The sequence below is a fragment of the Ruegeria sp. YTSA135 genome (assembly GCF_059610165.1).
In genome coordinates, this window is record NZ_JBXWNC010000002.1 from 153448 (window position 1) to 177310 (window position 23863).

Below are 23863 nucleotides of genomic sequence, written 5' to 3' on the forward strand. Positions count from 1 at the left end.
CAAAGCGCTGATGATTTTGGACTGCGCGAATTTACACCGCCCAAATCACTATCTGGCCCGCCGCTTGCGCTCGACCTTGCGTTTTATCTTATCTTTCTTGCGCTTAGTGCTGACTGCCTTGCGCCGCGTTGGCCGCCCCTTTGGCCCGCGTCCGCGTGGCAATGCTTGATCATCAATCGAAAGCAGTTCAAGTTCCAGCCCACCGGTGACAGGCGTCGCCTCGGTCAGACGGACGGTAACGCGCTGGCCTATGGCGATGATCAGCCCGGTGTCCGACCCCATAAGCGTTCCGGCCTCGCGGTCGAAATGGAAATACTCACGCCCCAAAGACCGCACGGGAACCAACCCATCCGCACCGGTCTCATCCATCTTAACAAACGCGCCAAAGCGGGCTATGCCGCTGATCCGGCCTGTAAATTCATTGCCCACGCGTTCGCTGAGATAGGCAGCCAGATAACGGTCGGTCGTATCACGTTCCGCCATCATTGAGCGACGTTCCGTATCCGAGATATGGGTGGCCGTCTCTTCCAGCCTGGCGATTTCATCTTCGGTCAACCCGTCCTTGCCCCAGCCATGGGCCGAGATCAACGCCCGATGCACGACGAGGTCGGCATAACGGCGAATGGGCGAGGTAAAATGCGCATAGCTTCGCAGCGCCAGCCCGAAATGGCCGAAATTCTCGGGGTTGTAATAAGCCTGCGCCATTGATCGCAGGGTGGTCAGGTTGATCAGTTCGGCATCTTCGGTCCCCGCTGCGGCGTTCAACAGCGCATTCAGGTGACGGGTTTGCAACACCTGTCCCTTGGCCAGATTTAGCCCCGCCGCCTGCGCGGTTTCCCGCAGGCTTTCCAGTTTCTCGGGCGCGGGTTCTTCATGCACGCGGAACAGCAGCGGGCGACGCTGGGCGATCAGGGTCTCGGCGGCCGCAACATTTGCGAGGATCATGAATTCCTCGATCAGTTTGTGCGCATCAAGACGTTCGCGGAAAGCCACGCTTGTTACTTTGCCCGTTTCACTGAGAACAATCTTGCGTTCCGGCAAGTCAAGTTCCAGCGGTTGCCGAACAGCCCGCGCCTTTTTCAGTGCGGCATAGGCGGCATAGAGCGGCTTAAGAACAGACTCTAACAACGGCCCGGTGCGGTCGTTAGGGGTGCCGTCGATGGCCTCTTGAACCTCGGCATAGTTCAGCGACGCGGCAGAGCGCATTAGGCCGCGCACAAAGCGGTGGCCTATCTTGTTGCCGTCAGCGTCGATCTGTATCCGAACAGCGATACAGGCGCGCGGAACGCCTTCGTGCAGTGAACATAGATCGCCCGACAGACGATCGGGCAGCATCGGCACAACGCGGTCAGGAAAATAACTGGAGTTGCCGCGCTTGCGCGCCTCGCGGTCCAGCGCGCTGCCGGGCAATACATAGGCGGCAACATCGGCAATTGCGACCCAGATCACATGGCCGCCGGGATTTTTCGGATCATCGTCCGCATGGGCATAACACGCGTCGTCATGGTCCCGCGCGTCCGACGGGTCGATGGTCAGCAGCGGCATGTCCCGCAAGTCTTCGCGCCCTTTCAGGCCAACAGGTTTGGCCTTATCGGCTTCGTCAATCACCTTATCGGGGAAGTCGTCGGGGATGCCGTGTTGATGGATCGCGATCAGGGATACTGCCTTGGGGGCCGTGGGATCACCAAGCCGTTCGACGATACGCGCGCGGGGCAGGCCCATGCGGTTCTTGGGTCCGGCCTGTTCGGCCTCGACCAATTCACCATCCTTGGCCCCAAGTACTGCGCCATCTTGCACGAGCCATTCGGTTGACCCCGCCTTGTCGATAGGCACAATCCGGCCGCCCTCGGCCCCTTTGCGAAAGATACCGACGATCTTGCGCGGGTTGGTCCCGATACGGCGGATCAGGCGGGCCTCGTAATTGTGGTCGGCTTCGTGTACCACCGTCAGGCGCGCCAGAATGCGGTCGCCTTCGCCCAGCGCCGGGTCACTGGCGCGCGCGATGATCAGAACAATCGGCTCGACCCCTTCGCCATGCCATTCCAGCGGGCGCGCGAACAGGTCTCCATCCTCGTTCGGAGCCTTGACCTGCAATACGCTGACCGGCGGCAGGCGGTCCGGGTCACGGTAGCTGCGCTTGCGCTTTTCCAGATGCCCGTCGGCCTCAAGCTCTTTGAGCACGCGCTTTAGATCAATCCGATCCGCGCCTTTAATACCAAAGGCCTTGGCGATGTCGCGTTTCGAGGTCAGTGTGGGGTTCGCCGAGATCCAGTCAAGGACCTCCTGCTTGGTGGGGATGCGAGTCATAATTCCGGCCTAGCACGGGGACGCGACCGCGTCATGACCAAAAAGGATCAGTGCCTAAGATCGGCAACCGTGTCGACATCGCGCAACTGATCCAGCAAGGCCACGCGCGTACCCGGAACCGACGCTAGCGTGTCGGCCAGAGCATTCTCGGTCGACCAGCGGACCTTGTTGAACAAGCTTGAAGGCAACGCACCGTATCGCTGTGCGCCAATCAGCCAATACCCCCCGTCAGGCGCGGGGCCAAACACCATCTGTTCCCTGCCCAAAGCCTTGAACGCCTGGGCGATATGTCCGCGCGTGATTCCCGGTATATCCGCTCCGATCAGGCAAACGGGTCCTTTTGGCATGCCCTGCAACATCCGCCGCATACGGTCACCCAAATCACCGCTCCCTTGCGCTGCGCGCGGTAGGTCGGCGGGCCAGATACGGCTGGTCAGCCCCTCGCGATCCGGCGACACCGCCAACACTATTTGCCAGCGTGGGTCTCGCAGCCGCCGGATCAGGGCGCGTGTTTGGTGGCGGAACCACCACGCTGCACCGACCATTCCGATATCGCGGCCCAAGCGCGTTTTGACACGGCCCGGGCGCGGCTCTTTCACCATAATGACCAGAGTGCGCTGCATGGTTCAGGCGAAATAGTCCCGCAGAATCCGCGTGTAGATCGCCTTAAGCTGCTCGATCTGGGCCACTTCAACGCATTCATCCACCTGATGCATCGTCTTGCCGACCAATCCGAACTCGACCACCGGGCAGTGGTTTTTCACAAATCGCGCGTCCGAGGTACCGCCCGTGGTGGAGAGTTCAGGCCGGATGCCTGTTTCTGCCTCAACCGCCTTTGCCACCAGATCGGACAGGGGGCCGGGTGGGGTCAGAAAGCTTTCGCCCGAGATCTTTATCTTTACGTCAATCTCAACGTCATGGGCCTTGGCCACGGCGGCGGCCTCGGCCCGCAGCCACTCACTCAGGCTTGCTCCGGAATGCAGATCGTTGAAACGAATATTCACCGCCCCACGACATTGCGCTGGGATCACGTTGGTTGCCGTGTTTCCGGTGTCGACCGTCACAACCGCCAATGTCGAAGCATCGAAATGATCCGAGCCCTGATCCAACCTGTGACTTGCCAACTGGTGCATCAACTGCGCCATGGCAGGCAGGGGGTTCTTGGCCCTATGCGGATAGGCAGAATGACCTTGTACGCCCGTTACCGTGAACCACGCGGTCATTGAACCGCGCCGCCCGATCTTCATCATCTCGCCCATCGTATTGGGGCAGGTCGGTTCGCCCACGAGGCAGACGGACATGCGTTCATTCTTGCTGCCCATGTAGTCCAGCAGCGCAGTTGTGCCATCTATGGCGTCACCTTCCTCATCGCCGGTGATCGCCAGAATGACCGCACCATCCGGCGGCGTGTCGCGGACGAAATCGACAGCCGCCGCAACAAAAGCCGCCACGCCGGATTTCATATCGGTGGTCCCACGCCCAAACATCACACCATCGCGGATTTTCGCCCCGAAAGGCGGCATGGTCCAGGCGGCGTCATCCCCAACCGGCACAACATCAGTGTGACCGTTGAACCCAAAACTGCGCGCATGGCCTTTTTCACCCCAGCGCGCAAACAGGTTGCTGATGCCGCCACGGTCAACGCGGGTACACTCAAACCCGGCCGCAACCAGAATATTTTCCAGCAAAACCAAAGCGCCGCCTTCCTCGGGTGTGACCGATGGGCAACGGATCAGGTCCGCAGTCAGTTGAACAGGATCGGTCATGGTCGCGCCTCTTTGTTTCATTTGCACGGTGGATCGCGCACAGATTCAACGAATTGGCCCGATTGCCAACCCCTGCAACCTCAAATCCAAAGGCTTTTTTCCCTTATTTCAATTTGACACACCAATAAAACACGGGCCTTTACCCCGCGACCACCTTGCCGCAACGTTCACATTTGCGTTAGAGCCGCGCGAAACAGGTAACTGACTATGAAACGCGCCCTTTTTGCCTTGGTCTGCTTGGCCTGCACTGTTTTTGCACTGCAAGGTCAGGCGCAGACACTGAATGTCGCTACGGTGACCCGCACTCCGTTTTCCTATGTCGAAGACGGGGCTCAGGCCGGGTTTTCCATAGACTTGCTCACGGTGCTGGCACAGGCGCTAGACTGGGACTTTGCAGTGAACAGGGTCGAAGGCTTCGGTGACATGCTGGACGCGGTCCGGCAGGGGTCCGCTGATCTTGCCATTGCCAATATTTCGATTACCGCCGCGCGTGAGACGCAGATGGACTTCAGCCAACCGATCTTTGAGGCCGGCTTGCAGATCATGGTCCCGTCCGACGCCGCACGGCGGCCTTCCCTGCTGCAGGCGCTGTTGTCACGCGAATTGTTCATCGCCATCGGCTTGGCCTTTGCCATCCTGCTGGGCGGCGGCATGCTGATGTGGATGTTCGAACGCAGGGCACAGCCTTACTTTGACCGAAAGCTGGATGAGGCGTGGTTCCCCTCCTTCTGGTGGGCTTTGAACCTTGTGGTGAACGGCGGGTTCGAGGAACGCATGCCGCGCACCCCGTTTGGCCGCCTGCTGGGTGTTATCCTTGTGGTGTCATCGCTGTTTATCGTGTCGGTTTTCACCGCGCGGATCACCTCGGTCATGACGGTGGACGCGATCAGCGGTAGTGTGAATTCCGTGAACGACCTGTACGGCAAGCAGGTCGGTACGATCTCGGACTCAACCGCGGCAAATTTCCTGAACCGGCGCGAGATCGAGTTCACCGGATATCCCGGCCTCGAAGAATTGCTGGCCGCTTTCGAGGACAAAGATCTGGACGCCGTGGTCTTCGACGCGCCGATCCTGTCCTATTACGCTGCGCACGAGGGGCGCCGGATCGCCACGATGACCGGTGGCGTCTTTCTGCGCGAAAGCTATGGGATCGCCTTCCCAACCGGATCGCCCCTGGTCGAGGACGTCAATCAGGCGTTGCTGTCGCTGCGTGAAGACGGAACCTATGAAGAGATTTACCGCAAATGGTTCGGGGCGCGGAACTAGGCCTGTGCCTCATCTCCGTAAAACGGCGTCATCTGCGCAACGATAACCGCGTTCTCGTCCAACGCCCGCTGCATCAGTGCCCGCTCATCAGGATCAATGTCATGCCCCTGCGCTTCGCGTTCAGCTAGGGTGCCATACCCTGTGACATCAAGCGGTGCGGTGTCGGCTTGCTTGAGGATCGCCACCGTTTCGCGCACGGCTTCGGCCTCATCGACGCCGCTGGCGAAACACATCAACGCCGCACCGGTCGCGCCTTCGGGCAGGCCATCGCCCTCTTTGCGACCGATCTGTACCAGCAGGGTATAGACTTGCTGACGGGAAGGTTTCTTTTGCTTTTCCATGCAGGGGGCCATATCCGCGCGTCCGCCCCCGGTCAAGCAGTCGGGAATTGCGGGGCCGCAGCTTCGACGCCATAGTGCCAGCAAAGCAACCTCGAACCACACAGGACGTTTCCATGCCCTTTCCGGATTTCATCACCCAGTTTCCCAGCCTCGACGTGCCTTTCCCCGAGGATACAGTGCAAACTGCGGTGATCCGGTCAGATGCCGGTCTGGTCGCATTTTTTACCTTCCTGAAGGATTTCGAATTGCCCGCGCATGCGCACAAGGCGCAATGGGGCACCGTGATCGAAGGGGAGGTTGAATTGACCATCGGCGGAGTGACCAAAACCTATCGACCGGGCGACAGCTATTCGATTCCGTCCGGCGTTGAACATGGTGGAAGGATCAAGGCCGGCACGCGGGTCATTGATGCGTTTGAAGAGGCTGACCGCTATCCGATAAAAGGATAGAGGCGCAAAAAAGGGCCGTAGCACACGGCTACAGCCCGATTTCCTGAAAGCTCTAGTCTTAGTCGCGCAGCAAATCGTTGATTGCAGTTTTTGAACGCGTCTTTTCGTCCACCCGCTTCACGATCACGGCGCAATAAAGGCTGATGTTGTTCTTTGACGGCATCGAACCTGCAACAACAACCGAATAGGGCGGGACTTCACCATACGTGACCTCACCGGTTTCGCGATCGACGATCTTGGTCGACTTGCCGATAAAGACGCCCATACCCAGGACCGAGCCTTCGCGGACTATACAGCCTTCGACCACCTCGGACCGGGCGCCGATAAAGCAGTTGTCTTCGATGATGGTTGGACCGGCCTGCATCGGCTCAAGCACACCACCGATGCCGACGCCACCCGACAGGTGCACGTTCTTCCCGATCTGCGCACAGGAACCAACGGTGGCCCAGGTATCAACCATGGTCCCTTCGTCGACATAGGCGCCGAGATTCACAAATGAGGGCATCAGCACCACGCCCGGCGCGACATAGGCCGATTTGCGCACCACGCAGTTCGGCACCGCGCGGAAGCCGGCAGCGCGCCACTGGTTTTCACCCCAACCGGCGAACTTGCTGTCCACCTTGTCCCACCAACCGCCATCCTGCGGACCACCCGACTGGATTTCCATGTCCTTGATGCGAAAGCCCAGCAGAACGGCTTTCTTGGCCCATTGATTTACGTGCCAGTCGCCGTTGTCCAATTTCTCGGCCACGCGCAGCGACCCGCTGTCCAGCGCGTTCAGCGTATCTTCGATCGCTTCACGCTGTTCGCCAGTGGTGGCGGGGGTGATCGTATCGCGCGCCTCCCAGGCGGCTTCGATGGCGGCTTCCAGTTGCGCGTTGGACATTTGGCGGCTCCCTGCAGAATCTGTTCACGTTTGTGTTGCCTATACGCAAGCGAAGGACTGGCCGCAATGCGACGCTGAACGCGTGCTTTGCGGCTGATGTGTGCGGATTCAGTCACTCAGCGGGTCGGGTGAGATATTGCCACCACAGACCAGCACCGCGACACGTTCCCCGTTTGTGGGCTGATAAGCCCCCGACATCAACGCGGCCAAGGCCGTGGCTCCCGCGGGTTCCACCAGAATTCGATGTGCTCGCCACAGCAACTTTTGGGCCTCGGCGATGGCCTCGTCACTTACCAGAACAGAGGTCATCCCCTGCGCCAAACCAAAGCAGATTGACCCGATCCGCCGCGCGCCCAGCGCGTTGGCTGCGGTGCCGGAGACGGAAACATCCACCGGCTCTCCTGCTTGCAAAGCAGCGTTCAGCGCGCAGGAGGTTTTAGGCTCAACCGCCACAACCTTGCGCGCACCCTGCAACCACGCCAGCGCGCCCGAGATCAGACCACCACCGCCTACAGCGACCAGCACGGTATCCGCCTGAAGCCCTTGCGCCTCCCACTCAGCGAAACAGGTGCCCTGCCCGGCCACGGTTGCCGGTGCATCGTATGCATGAATTTGCATCGCGCCTGTTGCCTTTTCATGGGCTTGGGCTTCGGTCAGCGCATTTGCGTACTCGCCCTGGACGACACTCAGATCAGCGCCTGTTCGTTCGATCAGAGCAATCTTGGAGGACCCGGCCATCTCTGGCACAAAAATCTTGGCCGGATACCCCAAAGCCCGCGCCGCAAAAGCTGCTGCCGCCCCATGGTTGCCGCCTGACGCTGCAACAACACCCGCCTTTGGCACATCAAGGCTAAGCAGCGTGTTAAACGCCCCGCGTGCTTTGAAACTGCCAGTATGTTGCATGTGTTCCAGCTTTATCTCGACGGGATAGTCCAGCCCCAATGCGTGGCTTTCCATAACCGGTGTAACCTGGGCATATCCGGCAATCCGATCTGCCGCTGCTGAAATTTCACTCTTCCAATTCATTCTTGTTCTTCCGTGACTGGCGCTCTGCGCGCGAACCCTATAGCTGTTTGCGGGACACGCAAGCAGGGAACTGTCACCTATGAAAGAAGATCGCCTCAGCCCTTTCCGCGACGCACAGACAGACCGCTCAACCGCGAGCGAGGTTCCGGACACGCCGCAGACGCGCTCATCTTCCTATCGCCTTGCCTTCGCGGATGACGATTTCCTGTGCCGTGAGGAATTGCGGCCCGTGCGCCTGCAACTGGAATTGCTGAAACCCGAGATGATCATGTCCGAGCGTGAGATCACGTCAACCATCGTCATGTTCGGCGGGGCGCGCATTCCCGAGCCGTCGCAGAAACACGCGGCCCGAACCGAAACGCTGGCCAGCCTGTCGCAGTATTACGACGAAGCACGCGAGTTCGCCCGGCTGATGACCGAGAAATCCAATGCAACCGGCTGCCGCGAGAACGTCATCGTCACCGGCGGCGGCCCCGGTGTGATGGAGGCCGGAAACCGGGGCGCAAGCGATGCGGGCGGTTGCTCGATCGGGTTGAACATCGTGCTGCCGCATGAACAGGCACCGAACCTTTACGTGACGCCGGAACTGAGCTTTAATTTCCACTATTTCGCCATCCGCAAGATGCACTTTTTGATGCGCGCCCGAGCCATCACTATCTTTCCCGGCGGCTTCGGCACGATGGATGAGCTGTTCGAATCCCTGACCCTGATCCAGACCGGCCGGATGGAACGCGTACCTTTCCTGCTGTTTGGGCGCGCATTCTGGGAAAAGGTCATAAATTGGGAGGCGCTGGCCGACGCCGGCACCATCTCGGCGGAAGACCTCGATCTGTTCCGTTTCGTGGACACCGCGCAACAGGCGGTCGACATTATCGAGAACTGGGACCCCGCCCCGGCCCGCGACGAAATTCCGGGGCGTTGACGAATGACTTCGAAGACCGGAGAGATGCTGCATCTGCGTGGCAATGCACTGAAACCAGGTGAACCGGTGGCGCTACCGCTTGTCCAAAGCAGCATGTACCACCTGCCCGGCGCGCCGGATGGCTTGCCTACCTATGGCCGGGTCGACAATCCTACGTGGCAGCATCTGGAGCATGTACTAGCCCATCTTGAAAACGCGCCCTGCCTGACCTTTCCATCCGGCATGGCGGCAATTTCCGCGGCGTTGTTCGCAACAGTGAAGTCCGGATCCCATATTCTTATACCGTCGGACGGCTACTACGTGACGCGGGTTCTGGCCGACAGGTTCCTGACCAATCTGGGCATCTCTGTCACTGAACGCCCGACCAACACCTTTGCCGATGGTGGATTCGACGGATTCGATGTGGTCTTTGTCGAAAGCCCTTCGAACCCCGGTTTGGATATGATGGACTTGCCTGCCATCGCCTCAGCGGTGCGCACGGCTGGTGGAATTACGATTGCCGACAATACGACCCTGACACCGTTGGGTCAAAGGCCGCTGGATATGGGTATCGACACTGTGGTTGCGTCGGACACGAAGGCCATGGGCGGGCATTCCGACCTGCTGATGGGTCACGTCGCCAGCCGCGATGCGCAAATCATGGAGCGGGTAGAGGAATGGCGGAAAGTTTCGGGTTCGATCCCCGGACCGCATGAGGCGTGGCTGCTGCATCGTGGGCTGGAAACGCTGGATGTTCGGTTTGACCGCATGTGTGCGTCCGCTCAAGTTCTGGCGGAACGGTTGGCAGAGCACCCGGCAGTAGGCCAAATCCGCTACCCTGGACTACCCGATGATCCATCATACGCTCTGGCCAAGGCTCAAACCACGCGCTTCGGCTTCTTGCTGTCGATCACGCTGGGGTCAGAGGAAAAGGCTGAAACCTTCATCAACACCTGCCCGATGCTACGCCCCGCCACATCCTTTGGTGGCGTCCACAGTTCAGCCGAGCGCCGCGCGCGGTGGGGCGATGATGTTGATCCTGCCTTCATCCGCCTGTCGGTGGGCTGTGAACCGGTGGAAGAGCTATGGCAAGCGATCAAGGGCAGCCTGAACGCGCTGTAGTTATTTCTTCGGCTCGCGCAGTTCCTTGAACACATAGATCGGCAGCACAACACTGGCGACCAACGCGCCCAGCCAGACCAACAGCGTTGCCGCCAGCAGATTGGAAATTCCACCGACTGTCAGCCCATTCGTGACCAGATCAGTCACCAACAGGCCGATGAATGTCACGATCAACGCGATACCACCTTTGATCGCGGGTGCTTTTTTCTCGCCCAGTTTCAGGATCAGCGGCTCGGCGATCCACTGCACCAGCGTGAAGACAATCACCACAACGATGAAGGAGATTGGCTTTATCGCAAATTCCGGCAGCAACAGCGCAGCAAGCAACAACCCGATGGCATTGCCGGCCAGCAGGGCCAGAATAGACTTGAGTCTGCGCGTCATTGGGGATCTCCGTCAATAAACAGTCCTAAATATGCATATGTTAACAAGCTTGCAGGATTTTGCGAGCGGTTTCAAATGCCTCTTCCTTTCGGACGAGTGAAATCGCATGATAAAACCAATCCTGTTCAGCCCGACCCGCGAGAGGTGAGATGAGCGACGATCCCTATTCCGTGCTTGGTGTCGCCAAAGATGCCAGCGCCGCCGAAATCAAAAAAGCTTACCGGCGTATCGCCAAAGACTGCCACCCTGATCTGAAACCGGGCGATACAGAGGCCGAAACCAAGTTCAAGGCTGCGGCCGCCGCCTATGATTTGCTGAAAGACCCCGAAACGCGCGCCCGGTATGATAAGGGCGAGATTGACGCGTCAGGCCAGGAACGTCAGCAACAGCAATACTATCGCGAATATGCCGAGGCTGCCGGAAACCCTTATCGCGGACGGGCGGCAGACCCAGACGATATGTCAGACATCTTTGCCGAGTTCATGCACGGGCGCGGTGGCTTTGGGCAGCGTAGAGGTGATTTCCATGCGCCGGGGCACAATCGAAGCTATACCCTGCAAATCAGCTTTCTGGACGCAGTCTTTGGTGCCAGCCAGAAACTGACCCTGCCCGATGGCGACCGGATCGAAGTAAAAATCCCGGCCGGAATTACGGACGGACAGACCATCCGCCTGCGCGGCAAAGGTGATCCGGGATTTGGCGAGGGTCCGCCGGGTGACGCTCTGGTCACGGTTTCGGTTGCCAATCACCCCGTATTCGAGCGTCTGGGCGATGACATCCGTATCACCCTGCCAATCACAATTGACGAGGCCATTCTGGGCGGCAAAGTCCGCGCGCCCACCATCGATGGTGGAGTAAATGTCAACATTCCCGCAGGAACCAGCAGTGGCAAAACGCTGCGCCTGCGCGGTAAAGGCGTGAAGAAACGCGGATCAAGCGAACGCGGTGATCAATTGATCGAACTGACCGTTTCGATGCCGGACCGGATTGACGACGAGCTAAAGCAATTCATGGAGACCTGGCGCGAAAACCACCGCTATGATCCGCGCAAAGGAATGCCGTCATGACCCGTACCCTGACCGAAGAGCAGTTGATTGCGACCGTCACCCACCTGACCTCAACCCGGCTGACCGAGTACCTGGCCGCCGAGATTGTGATCCCGGAGCAGACAGAGAAAGGCCCGGTCTATCGAACCCTCGACGCCGCCCGCCTGGAACTGGCCTGCGAGTTACATGATCAATACGAGATGGAGCCTGACGCCCTGTCGATGATGATCTCATTGATTGACCAGATGCACGGGTTACGCGCGGAACTGCGCGAGGTGTTGAACGCAATAGAGACGCAACCGGAACCGGTGCGTCAGGCTCTGATCAAGGTAATTGGCACGGCTCGCTTCGGCGGGAAGTGAGATCAGTTACCTACGACGAACTCTTCGGGTACAAAAAAGGTATAGTCCCGGTCCGCAACCATTTCGTGGCAACTGTGGCAATAGGCGACCGAACTAGCACGGTCACCCATTGTATCCCCAAAGAGCGAACCATCTGGCAGTACCATGATATAGCGCCAATCAGCCGTATCGGGACTGGCGCCCGAAGCCAGCTTCTCCATCACGAACAACGCGCCGGGATGGACGTTCCCCTCATCCGTCACCGTGACGCTGTCCTTTGCCAGAACCGAACCGAGGGGCAGTTTCTCGCCCGCCTCAAGGGTGCCGTAGTTGTACGCCATTCGATTGGCATAGCTGTTCACATATCTCTGGCCATGCGTAGCCGAAATATAGGGGGCATCATTGTACAGCTGCCAATTCTGATAGTTCAGCAATTGGTCCAAGTGCGCAGCGCCGTAACCCCGCGCCATGCGCTTCTGCAACGACTGATAGATGCGCAGGGCCTCATCCTTGGACAACTCAGCCGGGTTCTCGATAGCGATATGAGCGTTTTCCCCAGCGGATTGCGCAACTGCGTTCGGCACGGCCAAAGCTGCAAGCGCTGCGGCTGAAATTGAAATCGAAAAAAGACGTCTAAATCGTAAAAACATTTGGATGGCCCACCTGTTGGACAAGGTTCGCCTACGCGCCGCACGCCCGACAAAAGGCAGGATAGCGGCCTTGTAGAAACGCGCCACAGCCGGGCCAAGGCTCTCACAGCTTTGTGCGAAAGAGTGAGATGCGGAACCCGATCCGAGCCTGAAAAACATACCAAATTCCAAGGGCCAAAGACAGCGACCTAAGCAGTATACCATACCTCTCTGATCGGGGATACTTGAACGGCCTAGCGTTGCAGACCAGCTTCAGCCTCAATCTGCTTGCGGGACTTGCGGGCGCGCTCGGTTGCTGATTTCAGCTGACCACAAGCTGCCATGATATCCTCACCGCGTGTTTTTCGAATCGGAGAGGCGTAGCCCGCCTGGTAGATGATATTCGCAAAGGCCCGAATACGGTTGTTCGAGCTTCGCTTGTAAGGTGCGCCGGGCCATTCGTTAAACGGGATCAGGTTGATCTTGGCCGGGATATTGTAGCGTTTGATATGGTCGATCAGCCGGTGCGCGTCCTCATCGCTGTCGTTCACACCATCCAGCATCACGTATTCAAACGTGATCCGTTCAGAATTCGAAGCCTTGGGATAGCTGGCCAGCGCCTGCAGCAACTCCTCAATGTTCCACCGCTTGTTGATCGGCACCAGTACGTCGCGGGTTTCATCGGTGGTGGCGTGGAACGAGATCGCCAGCAAACAGCCGATTTCCTCGGCCGTGCGTGCGATTTCAGGCACCACGCCGGATGTAGACAAAGTGATACGCCGGCGCGACAGGGAAATCCCTTCGGGGTCCATGGCGATCTTCATCGCATCGCGGACGTTTTCGAAATTATAGAGCGGCTCGCCCATTCCCATCAGCACGATGTTCGACAGCAGGCGCGTTTCATCCTTGGGCGCGCCGGGGGTCGGCCATTCCTCAAGATCGTCGCGGGCCATCATCACCTGACCAACAATTTCGGCCGCGGTCAGATTACGCACCAGCTTTTGTGTGCCCGTATGGCAGAAGGAACAGGTCAGCGTGCAGCCCACCTGGGACGAGATACAAAGCGTGCCGCGATCCTCTTCTGGGATATAGACCACCTCGACCTCATGCCCGCCCGCAATACGACACAGGTATTTGCGGGTGCCATCCTCGGATACCTGACGGGTCACAACCTCCGGGATTTCGATCACGAAGTTCTCGGTCAATTGCGCGCGATAGGCTTTGGCAAGGTTGGTCATCTCGGCAAAGTCGCGAACGCCCCATTGGTAAATCCATTGCCAGATTTGCCCGGTGCGCATCTTGGCCTGCTTTTCCGGCGTGCCATGTGCGATCAGCACCTCCCGCAGTTGGTCGCGGGTCAAACCAACAAGGTTCACCTTCCCCTCGGGCAGCTTGCGGGGGATGGTCATGACGTCTTGAGTGATCGGCGCTTTGGGCGACATGTGGCTATCTCGGAACATTCTGACTTGGGATGCGCCTCTATATAGGATTGCGCGCAAAGATCAAAAGGAATCGTCGCGCCTAGTTCGCATAGCCAAGTAATTGATCAACGCGCGCACGGCCAAGATCAACCCGACAAGCGGTAATGGCAATCCCCGTACCCGAGCCGCCGCCAAAAGATGCGCCAACCGCTTCGCATTGTGCATCCCGGTAAGCAAGCCACGCATCTTGTGCCGCCTCTAACGCGGGTTGCGCGACCAAGCGTTCAGTGAGGCCATCCAACTCTTTGGCGGCACGCATGGCCAGACCATAACTTGCCTCGACTGCCTTGTCGACGCGGGCTTCTGCTTGGCGAACACAAGACCCAATCTCAACCTGTGAGCTGGCGTCCCAGCATTCCAGCGTCGGGTCCGCAAACGCGGCGGATGGTAGGAACAGAACGAACAGAACGTGACGCATAACTCGTGTCCAGCAAGTACTTCATACACGCTGACGGTAGCACAAGCTGTGAAAAGTGCCTAGTTCAGTTGGCCGCCACGCAACGAACGCTGCGGCCTGACTGGTCTTTCAAGTCATGGCAAGAATATCGTGGCAAAGGCCATCAGATACCCGCAGGCACAACGGCACAATCCGCGGCATCCAAGGTTTGTACCGGGTCATTCGGGCCGCATTCCTCACCCGAAATCGGGTAGGTCTCATTGGTGTTTTCGCACGCACTAAGCAAAGCAGCAGCCAGCATCAACACGGCGAGAGTTTTATTCAGCATTTCCAAGTTCCTTCCTTTGTCTGTAAACTGATTAGTTCAGAAGACAGAGGATCACTTTGATACGGATCAATTTAAAAACCGGACGTGACGTAAACAATGCGTCTAAGTGAAATGCACAAAGCCCCGCCGGATGACGGGGCTCTGCGCGCTGAAAGGTCCGGATTATTCTGTGCAGCGCTTTTCGGCGTCTTCAATTGCGGCCGTAAAGCCCAGAAGCGAGAATGTATCTTTGGTTTGCGTGCCACGTTCCGAGCGCGCGGTCAGCACCGCCTCGGTTCCGCGCTTCATGGCCGCGACAACCTTCAGGTCTTCGCCAGCCGTCGCGGGCCAGGCCCATTCGCCGTCGGTGATGAATTCAAACTCGGACCCGTCGACTTCGACATTCACTGTCGAACCTGCCGCAAAAGGATATCCGCCGGTGAACGTCACCTGCCCTTTCACGTCTGCGTTCGGACGATAAAACACGAACAGCAAGATATCGCTGCGGCGCACCGATACTACGCGGCCACCTCGGGTGTTCACGGTTTCCTTTGGGGCAGACACGCTCCAACATTCGGTGGGATCATCTTCGACGAAAACGCTCCAATCCGTCTTCGCCGCCACGCGATTGGTGCTTGACGCCTGTTGAGCGGTTGCAGTTGTGGCCAACCCGGCCATACACAAGCCCGCAATCACACGGACGAGTTTCGATCCCATCTGTCCAGCCTCCTAGCCCGACCTAATACCTCATACCCATCGGACATAACTGTGAACTCTGCCGGTTCGTCTGTAAGTTGCGTATTCCGATGATTGTCGACATACACACACTAACGCAGGTTTCGCCACAGGCGAAAGGGCGATTGGCAGAATTTTGCGCATATAACGGAGGGGCCAGATGACGCAACCGGTACCAATGACAGAACTGTGGAGAGGCCCCCTGTTGGAAAGCCTGCACACGGGGCATGCGGTGGTCTGTGACGACAGCGGACAGATTGTGCAAAGCTGGGGTGATCCCAACGCAGTGATCTATCCCCGTTCCTCGGCCAAAGTGATTCAGGGGCTGCCTTTGATCACATCCGGAGCGGCCGCAAAGTACGGATTAACTACCGAACATCTCGCTCTGGCCTGCGCGTCGCACAATGGCGCACATATACATACAGATCGCGTGTCGGCTTGGCTGGATCACCTTGGACTGTCCGAGCATGATCTGCGCTGTGGCCCGCAAGAACCGCAGGACATGGCAGCGCGGGACGGGTTGATCCTGGCCGATGACACGCCCTGCCAGATTCATAACAATTGTTCGGGCAAACACTGCGGGTTTCTGACGGTGGCCCAGCATATGGGCGCAGGTCCGGAATACCTTGAGATCGACCACCCCGTGCAACAGGCCTGCCTGTCCGCGATTGAGGAGACAACGGGCGAGACCAGCCCGGCTTATGGCATCGATGGCTGTTCGGCCCCGAATTTTGCCACCTCGCTCGTGGGGCTGGCGCGGTCGATGGCGTGGTTTGCGTCAGCCGCTGATCGCTCGGACCGGACCAGCGATGCGGCGGCTCAGTTGACGGCCGCAATGATGAAGCACCCGGAACTGGTCGCCGGAGAAAACCGCGCCTGTACAGAACTGATGCGCGCCATGAAAGGACGCGCTGCGATCAAGACCGGGGCCGAGGCCGTCTACGTCGCCATCGTACCGGAAAAACGCATGGGCGTGGCGTTGAAGATCACTGATGGCACAACCCGCGCCAGTGAATGCGCGATCGCCGCCATTCTGGTCAGCTTAGGTGTGCTGGAGGCCAACCATCCAGCCACCCGCAAATTCATGAACGCCACGCAATACAGCCGCCGTGGGCTGGAATGCGGAGTGATCAAACCAGCGTCAGGATTCCCCGGCTAAGTCTGTCACATTTCGATTTCGTGCACCTCGGCGACCTCGACCGAACCCGAACCGTTGATGACCATGGGGCAACCCTTGGCCATCTCGGTTGCGGTGTCGATGCTGTCGGCTTTAATCACGGTAAAGCCAGAGGCCGGATTTGCACCGCCATTGTCAACGACACCACCGGAGCTGACGGTATATGACTGGCCAACCGGGTTGCCGGGAATGTCCAGCGCATCGCCCATGTTCTGAAACCACGCACCCCAGGCGGCCATGGTTGCGTCGATTTCCGCGGGATCGGTCGGGGTAGTTCCGCCATGATAGACAAACAAGTATTGGGGCATTTTCTTCCTCCGTTATGAGAGCCTATTGAAACTGTGCCTCAAGCCTGCGCAGGGATGAGGTCCAGCCGGATTCGTGATTGGCCGCAATCTCGTCATCGCCCAGGTCGCGGTGATCGAGGATCAGTCGCGCACCGTCGCCCGAGGACTCAACCGTCAGCGCCACATGGCTTTCTGCCCCGCGCTGGTCCTGATCATCGTGCCACCCCCAGGTGAACCCCACAGAATTTGGCGGGTCAACATGGGTAACCTGTCCTGAAACCTTGTAACGCTGGCCCTCCGCATTCACCATGACCGAGTACCACGGCCCAAGACGTGAAAAGTCCAGGTCATGTTCGGGCACATGCATCCCTTCCGGCCCCCACCATTGCAACAGCTTTGCACCGTCACTGATCCAGGCAAACAGGTTGTCGGGGGTGGTTGGGAACTCACGTTCCAGTCTCAGGTCGGCCATGAATTCTCACTTTCAATCAAATCATTTAGACGGTCGAGGCTGCCCTCCCAAAACTGCCGTTTCGAGATGGTCCATTCGGCAATCGCGCGCAGCCCTTCGGGTTGGATGGAGTATATCCGCTGACTGCCCCGCACCCGTTGCTGAACCAGACCGGCTTGGCGCAGGACCTTTAGATGACGCGATATTGCGGCCCCTGACATGCCGCGCCCTTCGATCAGATCACCGGCAGACAGTTCACCGCTTTGCATCAATTGCTCAACAATTGAAAATCGGGTGGCGTCGGACAAGGCCGAGAAAGCAGTCAGAAGCGTGTTCATAACCACTGTTTAACATTTTTGTTAAATAAAAGGAAGCGCCTTTCGGGTCAGATGTCTGCGAAGGCCGTGCGGGAATAACCTTGCAGGTATAGCAATGCCGTCAAATTCCCGTAGTTGATCCGAATGTCACACTGCGCTGCGACCGACGGCTTGGCGTGCAGCGCCACCCCGGTTCCGGCCCGGCTGAGCATCCCCAGATCATTGGCCCCGTCGCCGACAGCGATCACGTCAGCTTCGGACAGACCCAGGCGCTTGGTGATCTGTTCCAGCGCGTCCACCTTGGCCTGTTTCCCCAGGATCGGGCGCTGTACATCGCCCGTGAGCTTGCCATTCTCGACCAGCAGAGTGTTCGCGCGATTCTCATCGAAACCCAGCAGGTCGGCTACTTTGGCGGTAAAGGCGGTGAACCCGCCCGATACCAGAACGGCGTACCCTCCGTTCAGACGCATTGTTGCGACCAACTCTTTACCGCCGGGCATCAGCGTGATGCGTTGTTCCAGCACCTTGCCAATCACGGCCTCATCCAGACCTTTCAGCAGGCCAACGCGTTCAATAAGCGCGCCTTCAAAATCCAGCTCACCATTCATCGCCCGCGCAGTGATATCCTTGACCCGGTCGCCTACACCAGCCTCATCGGCCAGTTCGTCGATGCATTCCTGCTGAATCATCGTGCTGTCCATATCTGCCAACAGCATCAGTTTGCGGCGCTTCCCCAGCCGCTGAACGATCAGGTCGACCTCCAGCAGCTGCAGCTCGGCCCAGACCTCCCACCGGTTGTCTGGCAGGCTTGGAAACAAGAACTGCGCGGCCTCATTCTGGCTGAGCCACACCAGATCATCGCCACCCCATGCATTGCAAAGTGACTCGACCAAAGCCAGGTCAAGCTTGGGCGTATCAGGGTTGGTCAACAGAGTGGCTACATACATCTTCGGTCTCCTGCGAACTTCCCTGCGCATACCGCAGAGGGCGCCAATTCACCAGAGACAGTTGAAATGCCTATCCCAAAATGCCCGGCAACCGCAGCCCGTGGGCGCAGGCGCAGTCTTTTGCGGCTTCGTACCCCGCATCCGCATGTCGCCACACGCCCGAGGCCGGGTCATTCCAAAGAACACGCTCCAGCCGTTTTGCCGCATCCTCGCTCCCGTCAGCGCAGATCACGACGCCGGCATGCTGGCTGAAGCCCATGCCGACCCCGCCACCGTGATGAATCGACACCCACGTCGCGCCGCTGGCGGTATTGATCAGCGCGTTCAGCAGCGGCCAATCTGACACCGCATCGGACCCGTCCAGCATAGCCTCGGTTTCCCGGTTCGGACTGGCGACCGAACCACTGTCGAGGTGGTCACGACCGATAACAACTGGCGCCTTCAACTCGCCACTGGCCACCATCTTGTTGAAGGCCAGCCCGGCGCGGTGACGATCCCCCAACCCGATCCAACAGATGCGCGCTGGCAGACCCTGAAACGCGATCCGATCCCGAGCCATGTCGAGCCAACGATGCAGATGCTCGTTCTCGGGGAACAGCTCCTTCATTTTGGCATCGGTTTTATAGATGTCCTCCGGGTCACCGGACAAGGCACACCAGCGGAACGGGCCGATCCCCTTACAGAACAAAGGGCGGATATAGGCAGGCACGAAGCCGGGGAAGGCAAAGGCGTTTTCAAGCCCCTCATCCTGCGCCACTTGCCGGATGTTGTTGCCGTAATCCAACGTCGGAACACCCGCGTTCCAGAAATCGACCATCGCGGCCACATGCTGCTTCATCGACGCGCGGGCTGCTTTTTCAACGGCTTTAGGGTCTGTTTCGCGCTTTTCCCGCCATTGCGCCATGGTCCAACCCAGCGGCAGGTAGCCATTGATCGGGTCATGAGCACTCGTCTGGTCAGTGACGATATCCGGGCGCATCCCGCCCTCGGCCATGCGGCGGTAGATCTCGGGGAAAATCTCGGCGGCATTGCCCAGCAGGCCTACGGATTTCGCCTCGCCCGCCTTGGTCCAGCGGTCGATCATCTCTAGTGCTTCGTCCAGCGTCTCGGCCCTTTCATCCAGATACTTGGTCCGCAGGCGGAAATCGATGCTATCGGGGTTACACTCAACCGCCAGACAACACGCCCCGGCAAAGACAGCGGCCAGCGGCTGCGCACCGCCCATGCCGCCCAACCCTCCGGTCAGAATCCACTTACCGGTCAGGTCGCCGCCATAATGCTGGCGTCCTGCTTCGGCAAAGGTCTCATAAGTTCCCTGAACGATGCCCTGTGTCCCGATGTAAATCCAAGACCCGGCGGTCATCTGGCCGTACATCATCAAACCCTTCTTATCGAGTTCGTTAAAGTGATCCCAGGTCGCCCAGTGAGGTACGATGTTGGAATTGGCGATCAGCACCCGCGGCGCATCTTTATGTGTGCGTATGATTGCAACGGGTTTGCCGGATTGGACGATCAGGGTCTCGTCCTCTTCCAAATCTTTCAAGCCATCGACAATAGTGTCGAAATCAGTCCACGTGCGCGCCGCCCGTCCGATACCGCCATAGACCACCAGCTCATGCGGGTTTTCCGCCACATCCGGATGCAGGTTGTTCATCAACATCCGCAGCGGCGCTTCGGTCATCCAGCTTTTCGCATTCAACTCGGGACCAGTCGGAGGATAGATGTCGCGGGTATTCTTACGGGGGTCGGTCATGGCGTAAGCTCCAATGCAGTGTCCTGGATGGCAGTCAGAATGTCGCGTAACCATCGGCGCAAGCGATCCGCCTTGGGCGGGTCATAGCGCCACGGCGCAGCCTCGGCCGCCAGATAGGTGGACTGTGCCAACTCCATCTGAATGGCGTGTACTCCTTCAGCAGGGCGACCATAATGACGCGTTGTCCACCCACCTCGAAAACGTCCGTTCAAGATGCTGCTAAAAGGTGAGTTAGAGGCATATTCATACGTAATAGACTCTATCTGCGAGCCGCAGGTAACACCCCCATCGGTTCCGATATTCATGTCGGGCAGCGTTCCGTTAAACAAAAACGGAATGCGGCTGCGGATTGAGTGGCAATCGAACAAAACCGCCACCCCATGGCGGTCGCGGACACGCTCAACCTCTTCGCGCAACGCAGCGTGATAGGGCGCATGGTAGGCTTGGCATCGTTCGATGATCTCGTCTTCTAAGGGTTCCTGCCCGCTTTGCCAGATGGGCTGGCCATCAAAATCTGTCAGCGGCACCAACGTCGTTGTGTTCTGGCCGGGATAAAGCGAGATACCATCCGGATCGCGATTGGCGTCAATCACATAGCGATGGATATGGGATTGCACGACAGTTGCTCCGGCCAATATCCTCTCATAGAGCCTATTTATGTGCCAATCGGTATCGGCCAACGCGCGCCCCGTGTCATTGAAGCGGGCCGCGATCTCATCGGGTACAAATGTCCCACCGTGAGGTTGCCCCAGCACGATCGGGCTGTCGCCGCGCTGCACGCTCACCACTTGCATCACGCAATCTCCGGCATCTGAACACCCACCGCGCTTAGAATCGTGGCCTCAGCGACCAAGTGCTTTGCGGCCTCCAGATCCGGCGCCAGATAGCGATCTTCGGCCAGAGCGGGAATGTCTGCCCGCAACCGGGCGATAACCTGTTGCAACGGAGTGCTGGTGGCCAGTGGTGCGCGAAACTCAACCCCCTGCGCGGCGCACAGCAGTTCGACACCCAAAATGTAATTCAAATTCTCGACCATTCGGATCAAACGGCGGGCACCATGCGCCGCCATCGAGACGTGATCCTCTTGATTGGCCGAGGTCGGGGTGCTGTCCGTCACGCATGGATTGGCCAGATGCTTGTTCTCGCTCATCAGCGCAGCCGTCGTGACCTCGGCAATCATCAGGCCCGAGTTCAGACCGGGATGGGGCGTCAGGAAAGGCGGCAGGTCAAAGCTGAGCGTCGGATCCACCATCAGCGCAATTCGGCGTTGCGCGATGGCGCCGATCTCGGACAGGGCCAGGGCGATCATATCTGCGGCGAACCCTACCGGCTCGGCATGGAAATTCCCGCCCGACACGATACCGTCCTCCAGAACCAATGGATTGTCGGTGGCCGCGTTGGCCTCAACCTCTAGCGTGGCGGCAGCCTGACGCATTACATCCATGGCTGCACCGGTGACTTGCGCTTGGCACCGAATGCAATACGGGTCCTGCACCCGTGTGTCGCCATCGCGATGACTTTCGCGAATCTCCGATCCATCAAGCACGGCACGCATGGCACCAGCAGCTTCAGTTTGGCCGCGATGGCCGCGCAATGTATGAATCTCTGACCGCAGAGGGGCAGTTGACCCCATGATCGCATCCGTCGACATTGCCGAGATGACAAGCGCGTTTTGTGCCGCGCGCCAGGCTTCAAACAGACCGGCCAACGCAAAGGCCGTTGAAAACTGCGTACCATTGATAAAGGCAAGGCCTTCCTTGGGACCTAGTTGAATACGCTCTAAATCAACGCTTTTCAGGGCTTGATCCCCCGGCAGGATATCTCCGTTTACCTCTGCCTCGCCTGCGCCGATGATCACTGCGGTCATGTGAGCGAGCGGTGCAAGATCACCCGACGCTCCGACCGACCCCTGCGCCGGGATCACCGGCGTGACCCCTCGGACCAGCATCTGCTGCAACACCTCGATCAGGTCCCACCGCACACCCGACGCCCCCCGGCCAAACGACAACAGCTTGAGCGTCATCATCAGCCGCGTCAGCCGCCTTGGGATAGCCGGACCCACACCACAGCAGTGGCTAAGGATAAGGTTGCGTTGCAGGATCGACGTATCCTGCGCGGCGATCTTATGGCTGGCCAGTTTGCCAAAGCCGGTATTTACACCATAGACGGGTTCGTCGCCCCGTGCGGCGGCCTGAATACGTTGGGCGGCTGCGTCGACTGCGGGTTTACACGCAGGATCCAGCAACACGGCCGTTTGGTTCCAATACACGTCGGCCAATTGCGACAGGGACACTTGACCCGGTTGCATCGTCAGAATGGTCATTCCAAGCCTCCGAACACACGTTTGTGGAGCGGGTTGAATCCGATGCGATAAGACAGCTCGGCCGGGTGTGCGACGTCCCACACCGCCAGGTCTGCGCGTTTTCCAGGCGCGATTGTTCCCGCGTCACCGATTCCCAAGGCACGAGCCGCGTTTCTGGTGACACCCGCCAGCGCCTCTTCTGGCGTCAGGCGAAACAGGGTGCAGCCCATATTCATCGCCAACAACACCGAGGTCAGCGGTGAGGACCCCGGGTTGCAATCCGTCGCAAGCGCCATTGGCACTGCGTATTGGCGCAACAGATCGACAGGCGGCACCTGCGTTTCCCGAAGGGTATAGAACGCACCCGGCAGCAAAACGGCCGTCGTTCCAGCCCTTGCCATGGCGGACACTCCATCCTGATCCAGATATTCGACATGATCAGCCGACAAAGCTCCGTAGGACGCCGCCATTTGCGCTCCGCCCAGGTTGGACAGTTGTTCTGCATGCAGCTTCACCGGAATGCCCAACTCTTGCGCCACGTCGAAAACCTCCGCGATCTGAGCGGGGGTAAAGGCGATCCCTTCGCAGAAACCGTCAACTGCATCCACCAGACCCTCGGCACGGGATTTGCGCAGGGTCGGGATGCATACATCGCGGATATAGTCATCAGGCCGCGAAGCGAATTCCGGCGGCACCGCGTGCGCGCCCAGAAAGCTGGTTTTGACACGGACGGGACGGGATTCGCCAATACGGCGGGCCACGCGCAGCATCTTCAGCTCGGTCTCTGTGTCCAGCCCATAGCCAGACTTAACCTCAATGGTACAGACACCCTCAGCGATCAGCGCGTCAACCCGGGTCAGCGCATCCGCCAACAGCGCGCCCTCGCTGGCTGCTCGCGTAGCGTTAACTGTAGACAGGATGCCGCCCCCGGCGCGGGCGATTTCCTCGTACGAAGCACCTTTCAGCCGCATCTCGAACTCAACCGCGCGGTCACCGCCGAAAACAACATGCGTATGTGCGTCGATCAGGGCTGGGGTGATCAGACGCGGCCCAAAGTCTTCGATCGGCCAGTCGGTGAACTCCTGCGGCAGGGTGCTATGCGCGCCAGCCCAAACGATCTCTGCCCCGTCAACTGCAATCGCTGCATCGTGACACAGCCCGTAGGGCGTTTCCCCATCGGTCATCGTGGCCATTACGGCGCTGATCAAAACCGCTTTTCTGGTCATGGCGATTCTTTTCGGCTCC

27 protein-coding genes are annotated in these 23863 nt (G+C 58.9%); 7 read left to right on the plus strand and 20 right to left on the minus strand.

The window, feature by feature from the left end:
* Positions 1-48: 48 nt before the first annotated feature.
* The 3 genes from rnr to dapE are packed head-to-tail and all read right to left on the minus strand — an operon-like array spanning position 49 to position 4073.
* Positions 49-2307: a ribonuclease R gene (gene rnr / locus AC2FIT_RS03765; protein WP_496826777.1), complete on the minus strand. Its 2259-nt coding sequence runs from the start codon at positions 2305-2307 to the stop codon at positions 49-51.
* A gap of 47 nt (positions 2308-2354) precedes the next feature.
* Positions 2355-2930, minus strand: a complete 576-nt coding sequence (locus tag AC2FIT_RS03770; protein ID WP_496826778.1) for a TIGR04282 family arsenosugar biosynthesis glycosyltransferase — start codon at positions 2928-2930, stop codon at positions 2355-2357.
* Between the two features lie 3 nt (positions 2931-2933).
* Entirely contained in the window at positions 2934-4073 is a 1140-nt protein-coding gene (gene dapE / locus AC2FIT_RS03775) for a succinyl-diaminopimelate desuccinylase (RefSeq protein ID WP_496826779.1), read from the minus strand.
* Positions 4074-4280: 207 nt separating this feature from the next.
* Between dapE and AC2FIT_RS03780 the strand changes: the two genes are divergently transcribed.
* Complete coding sequence (locus AC2FIT_RS03780; RefSeq protein ID WP_496826781.1) at positions 4281-5339, plus strand: transporter substrate-binding domain-containing protein; 1059 nt, start codon at positions 4281-4283, stop codon at positions 5337-5339.
* On the opposite strand, the gene AC2FIT_RS03785 is transcribed toward AC2FIT_RS03780, so the two are convergent.
* Positions 5336-5680, minus strand: a complete 345-nt coding sequence (locus AC2FIT_RS03785) for a DUF8846 family protein (RefSeq protein WP_082677473.1) — start codon at positions 5678-5680, stop codon at positions 5336-5338. The genes AC2FIT_RS03780 and AC2FIT_RS03785 overlap by 4 nt on opposite strands.
* Positions 5681-5793: 113 nt before the next feature.
* On the opposite strand from AC2FIT_RS03785, the gene AC2FIT_RS03790 reads away from it, so the two are divergent.
* Positions 5794-6129 (plus strand): cupin domain-containing protein, encoded by a 336-nt coding sequence (locus AC2FIT_RS03790; RefSeq protein WP_224891027.1) that lies wholly within the window; start codon positions 5794-5796, stop codon positions 6127-6129.
* 58 nt (positions 6130-6187) lie between these two features.
* Here the strand turns inward: AC2FIT_RS03790 and dapD are convergent, their stop codons facing one another.
* Positions 6188-7015, minus strand: coding sequence for a 2,3,4,5-tetrahydropyridine-2,6-dicarboxylate N-succinyltransferase (gene dapD / locus AC2FIT_RS03795; RefSeq protein WP_496826784.1), 828 nt, complete (start codon positions 7013-7015; stop codon positions 6188-6190).
* A 108-nt stretch (positions 7016-7123) separates the two neighbouring features.
* On the minus strand, positions 7124-8041 hold the full coding sequence (locus AC2FIT_RS03800; protein WP_496826785.1) for a threonine/serine dehydratase: 918 nt from the start codon (positions 8039-8041) through the stop codon (positions 7124-7126).
* A 79-nt stretch (positions 8042-8120) separates the two neighbouring features.
* Here AC2FIT_RS03800 and AC2FIT_RS03805 point away from each other — a divergent pair, with 79 nt between their 5' ends.
* Positions 8121-8963 (plus strand): LOG family protein, encoded by an 843-nt coding sequence (locus AC2FIT_RS03805; RefSeq protein WP_496826787.1) that lies wholly within the window; start codon positions 8121-8123, stop codon positions 8961-8963.
* Between the two features lie 3 nt (positions 8964-8966).
* Complete coding sequence (locus AC2FIT_RS03810; protein ID WP_496826789.1) at positions 8967-10064, plus strand: cystathionine gamma-lyase; 1098 nt, start codon at positions 8967-8969, stop codon at positions 10062-10064.
* Here AC2FIT_RS03810 and AC2FIT_RS03815 read toward each other — a convergent pair whose 3' ends face one another.
* Positions 10065-10448, minus strand: coding sequence for a hypothetical protein (locus AC2FIT_RS03815; RefSeq protein WP_496826791.1), 384 nt, complete (start codon positions 10446-10448; stop codon positions 10065-10067).
* 149 nt (positions 10449-10597) lie between these two features.
* On the opposite strand from AC2FIT_RS03815, the gene AC2FIT_RS03820 reads away from it, so the two are divergent.
* Together AC2FIT_RS03820 and AC2FIT_RS03825 are read left to right on the plus strand one after the other, a co-directional pair.
* Positions 10598-11515, plus strand: a complete 918-nt coding sequence (locus AC2FIT_RS03820) for a DnaJ C-terminal domain-containing protein (RefSeq protein WP_496826793.1) — start codon at positions 10598-10600, stop codon at positions 11513-11515.
* The gene (locus AC2FIT_RS03825; RefSeq protein WP_496826795.1) at positions 11512-11856 is read left to right on the plus strand and encodes a chaperone modulator CbpM; all 345 of its coding nucleotides are present in this window, start codon (positions 11512-11514) and stop codon (positions 11854-11856) included. The genes AC2FIT_RS03820 and AC2FIT_RS03825 overlap by 4 nt, the downstream gene beginning before the upstream one ends.
* A 2-nt stretch (positions 11857-11858) precedes the next feature.
* On the opposite strand, the gene AC2FIT_RS03830 is transcribed toward AC2FIT_RS03825, so the two are convergent.
* The 5 genes from AC2FIT_RS03830 to AC2FIT_RS03850 all read right to left on the minus strand — a co-directional run bounded on the left by AC2FIT_RS03830 (position 11859) and on the right by AC2FIT_RS03850 (position 15366).
* On the minus strand, positions 11859-12419 hold the full coding sequence (locus tag AC2FIT_RS03830; RefSeq protein WP_496826797.1) for a cytochrome P460 family protein: 561 nt from the start codon (positions 12417-12419) through the stop codon (positions 11859-11861).
* A 299-nt stretch (positions 12420-12718) separates the two neighbouring features.
* Complete coding sequence (gene rlmN / locus AC2FIT_RS03835) at positions 12719-13906, minus strand: dual-specificity RNA methyltransferase RlmN (RefSeq protein ID WP_496826799.1); 1188 nt, start codon at positions 13904-13906, stop codon at positions 12719-12721.
* A 79-nt stretch (positions 13907-13985) separates the two neighbouring features.
* A complete protein-coding gene (locus AC2FIT_RS03840; protein ID WP_496826801.1) occupies positions 13986-14363 on the minus strand; it encodes a lysozyme inhibitor LprI family protein in 378 nt (125 codons plus the stop codon).
* 142 nt (positions 14364-14505) lie between these two features.
* Positions 14506-14670, minus strand: coding sequence for a hypothetical protein (locus AC2FIT_RS03845; RefSeq protein WP_496826803.1), 165 nt, complete (start codon positions 14668-14670; stop codon positions 14506-14508).
* A 162-nt stretch (positions 14671-14832) separates the two neighbouring features.
* On the minus strand, positions 14833-15366 hold the full coding sequence (locus AC2FIT_RS03850; RefSeq protein ID WP_068336896.1) for an invasion associated locus B family protein: 534 nt from the start codon (positions 15364-15366) through the stop codon (positions 14833-14835).
* Between the two features lie 178 nt (positions 15367-15544).
* On the opposite strand from AC2FIT_RS03850, the gene AC2FIT_RS03855 reads away from it, so the two are divergent.
* Positions 15545-16543 carry an asparaginase gene (locus AC2FIT_RS03855; protein ID WP_496826805.1) on the plus strand — a complete coding sequence of 333 codons (999 nt, stop codon included), beginning with the start codon at positions 15545-15547 and terminating at the stop codon, positions 16541-16543.
* Positions 16544-16548: 5 nt separating this feature from the next.
* Here the strand turns inward: AC2FIT_RS03855 and AC2FIT_RS03860 are convergent, their stop codons facing one another.
* From AC2FIT_RS03860 to hutI, 8 genes are all read right to left on the minus strand, one after another.
* The gene (locus AC2FIT_RS03860; protein ID WP_496826807.1) at positions 16549-16869 is read right to left on the minus strand and encodes a YciI family protein; all 321 of its coding nucleotides are present in this window, start codon (positions 16867-16869) and stop codon (positions 16549-16551) included.
* Positions 16870-16891: 22 nt separating this feature from the next.
* On the minus strand, positions 16892-17320 hold the full coding sequence (locus tag AC2FIT_RS03865) for an SRPBCC family protein (protein ID WP_496826809.1): 429 nt from the start codon (positions 17318-17320) through the stop codon (positions 16892-16894).
* Positions 17308-17637, minus strand: coding sequence for an ArsR/SmtB family transcription factor (locus AC2FIT_RS03870; RefSeq protein ID WP_068336887.1), 330 nt, complete (start codon positions 17635-17637; stop codon positions 17308-17310). Before AC2FIT_RS03870 ends, AC2FIT_RS03865 begins: the two co-directional genes overlap by 13 nt.
* Before the next feature lie 47 nt (positions 17638-17684).
* Positions 17685-18563 carry a phosphoserine phosphatase SerB gene (gene serB, locus AC2FIT_RS03875; RefSeq protein WP_496826811.1) on the minus strand — a complete coding sequence of 293 codons (879 nt, stop codon included), beginning with the start codon at positions 18561-18563 and terminating at the stop codon, positions 17685-17687.
* Between the two features lie 70 nt (positions 18564-18633).
* Positions 18634-20316, minus strand: a complete 1683-nt coding sequence (gene hutU, locus AC2FIT_RS03880) for a urocanate hydratase (RefSeq protein ID WP_496826813.1) — start codon at positions 20314-20316, stop codon at positions 18634-18636.
* Entirely contained in the window at positions 20313-21110 is a 798-nt protein-coding gene (hutG, locus tag AC2FIT_RS03885; protein WP_496826815.1) for an N-formylglutamate deformylase, read from the minus strand. Before hutG ends, hutU begins: the two co-directional genes overlap by 4 nt.
* Positions 21110-22639: a histidine ammonia-lyase gene (hutH, locus tag AC2FIT_RS03890; RefSeq protein WP_496826817.1), complete on the minus strand. Its 1530-nt coding sequence runs from the start codon at positions 22637-22639 to the stop codon at positions 21110-21112. The genes hutG and hutH overlap by 1 nt, the downstream gene beginning before the upstream one ends.
* Positions 22636-23844: an imidazolonepropionase gene (gene hutI / locus AC2FIT_RS03895; protein ID WP_496826819.1), complete on the minus strand. Its 1209-nt coding sequence runs from the start codon at positions 23842-23844 to the stop codon at positions 22636-22638. Before hutI ends, hutH begins: the two co-directional genes overlap by 4 nt.
* Between the last annotated feature and the right edge of the window lie 19 nt (positions 23845-23863).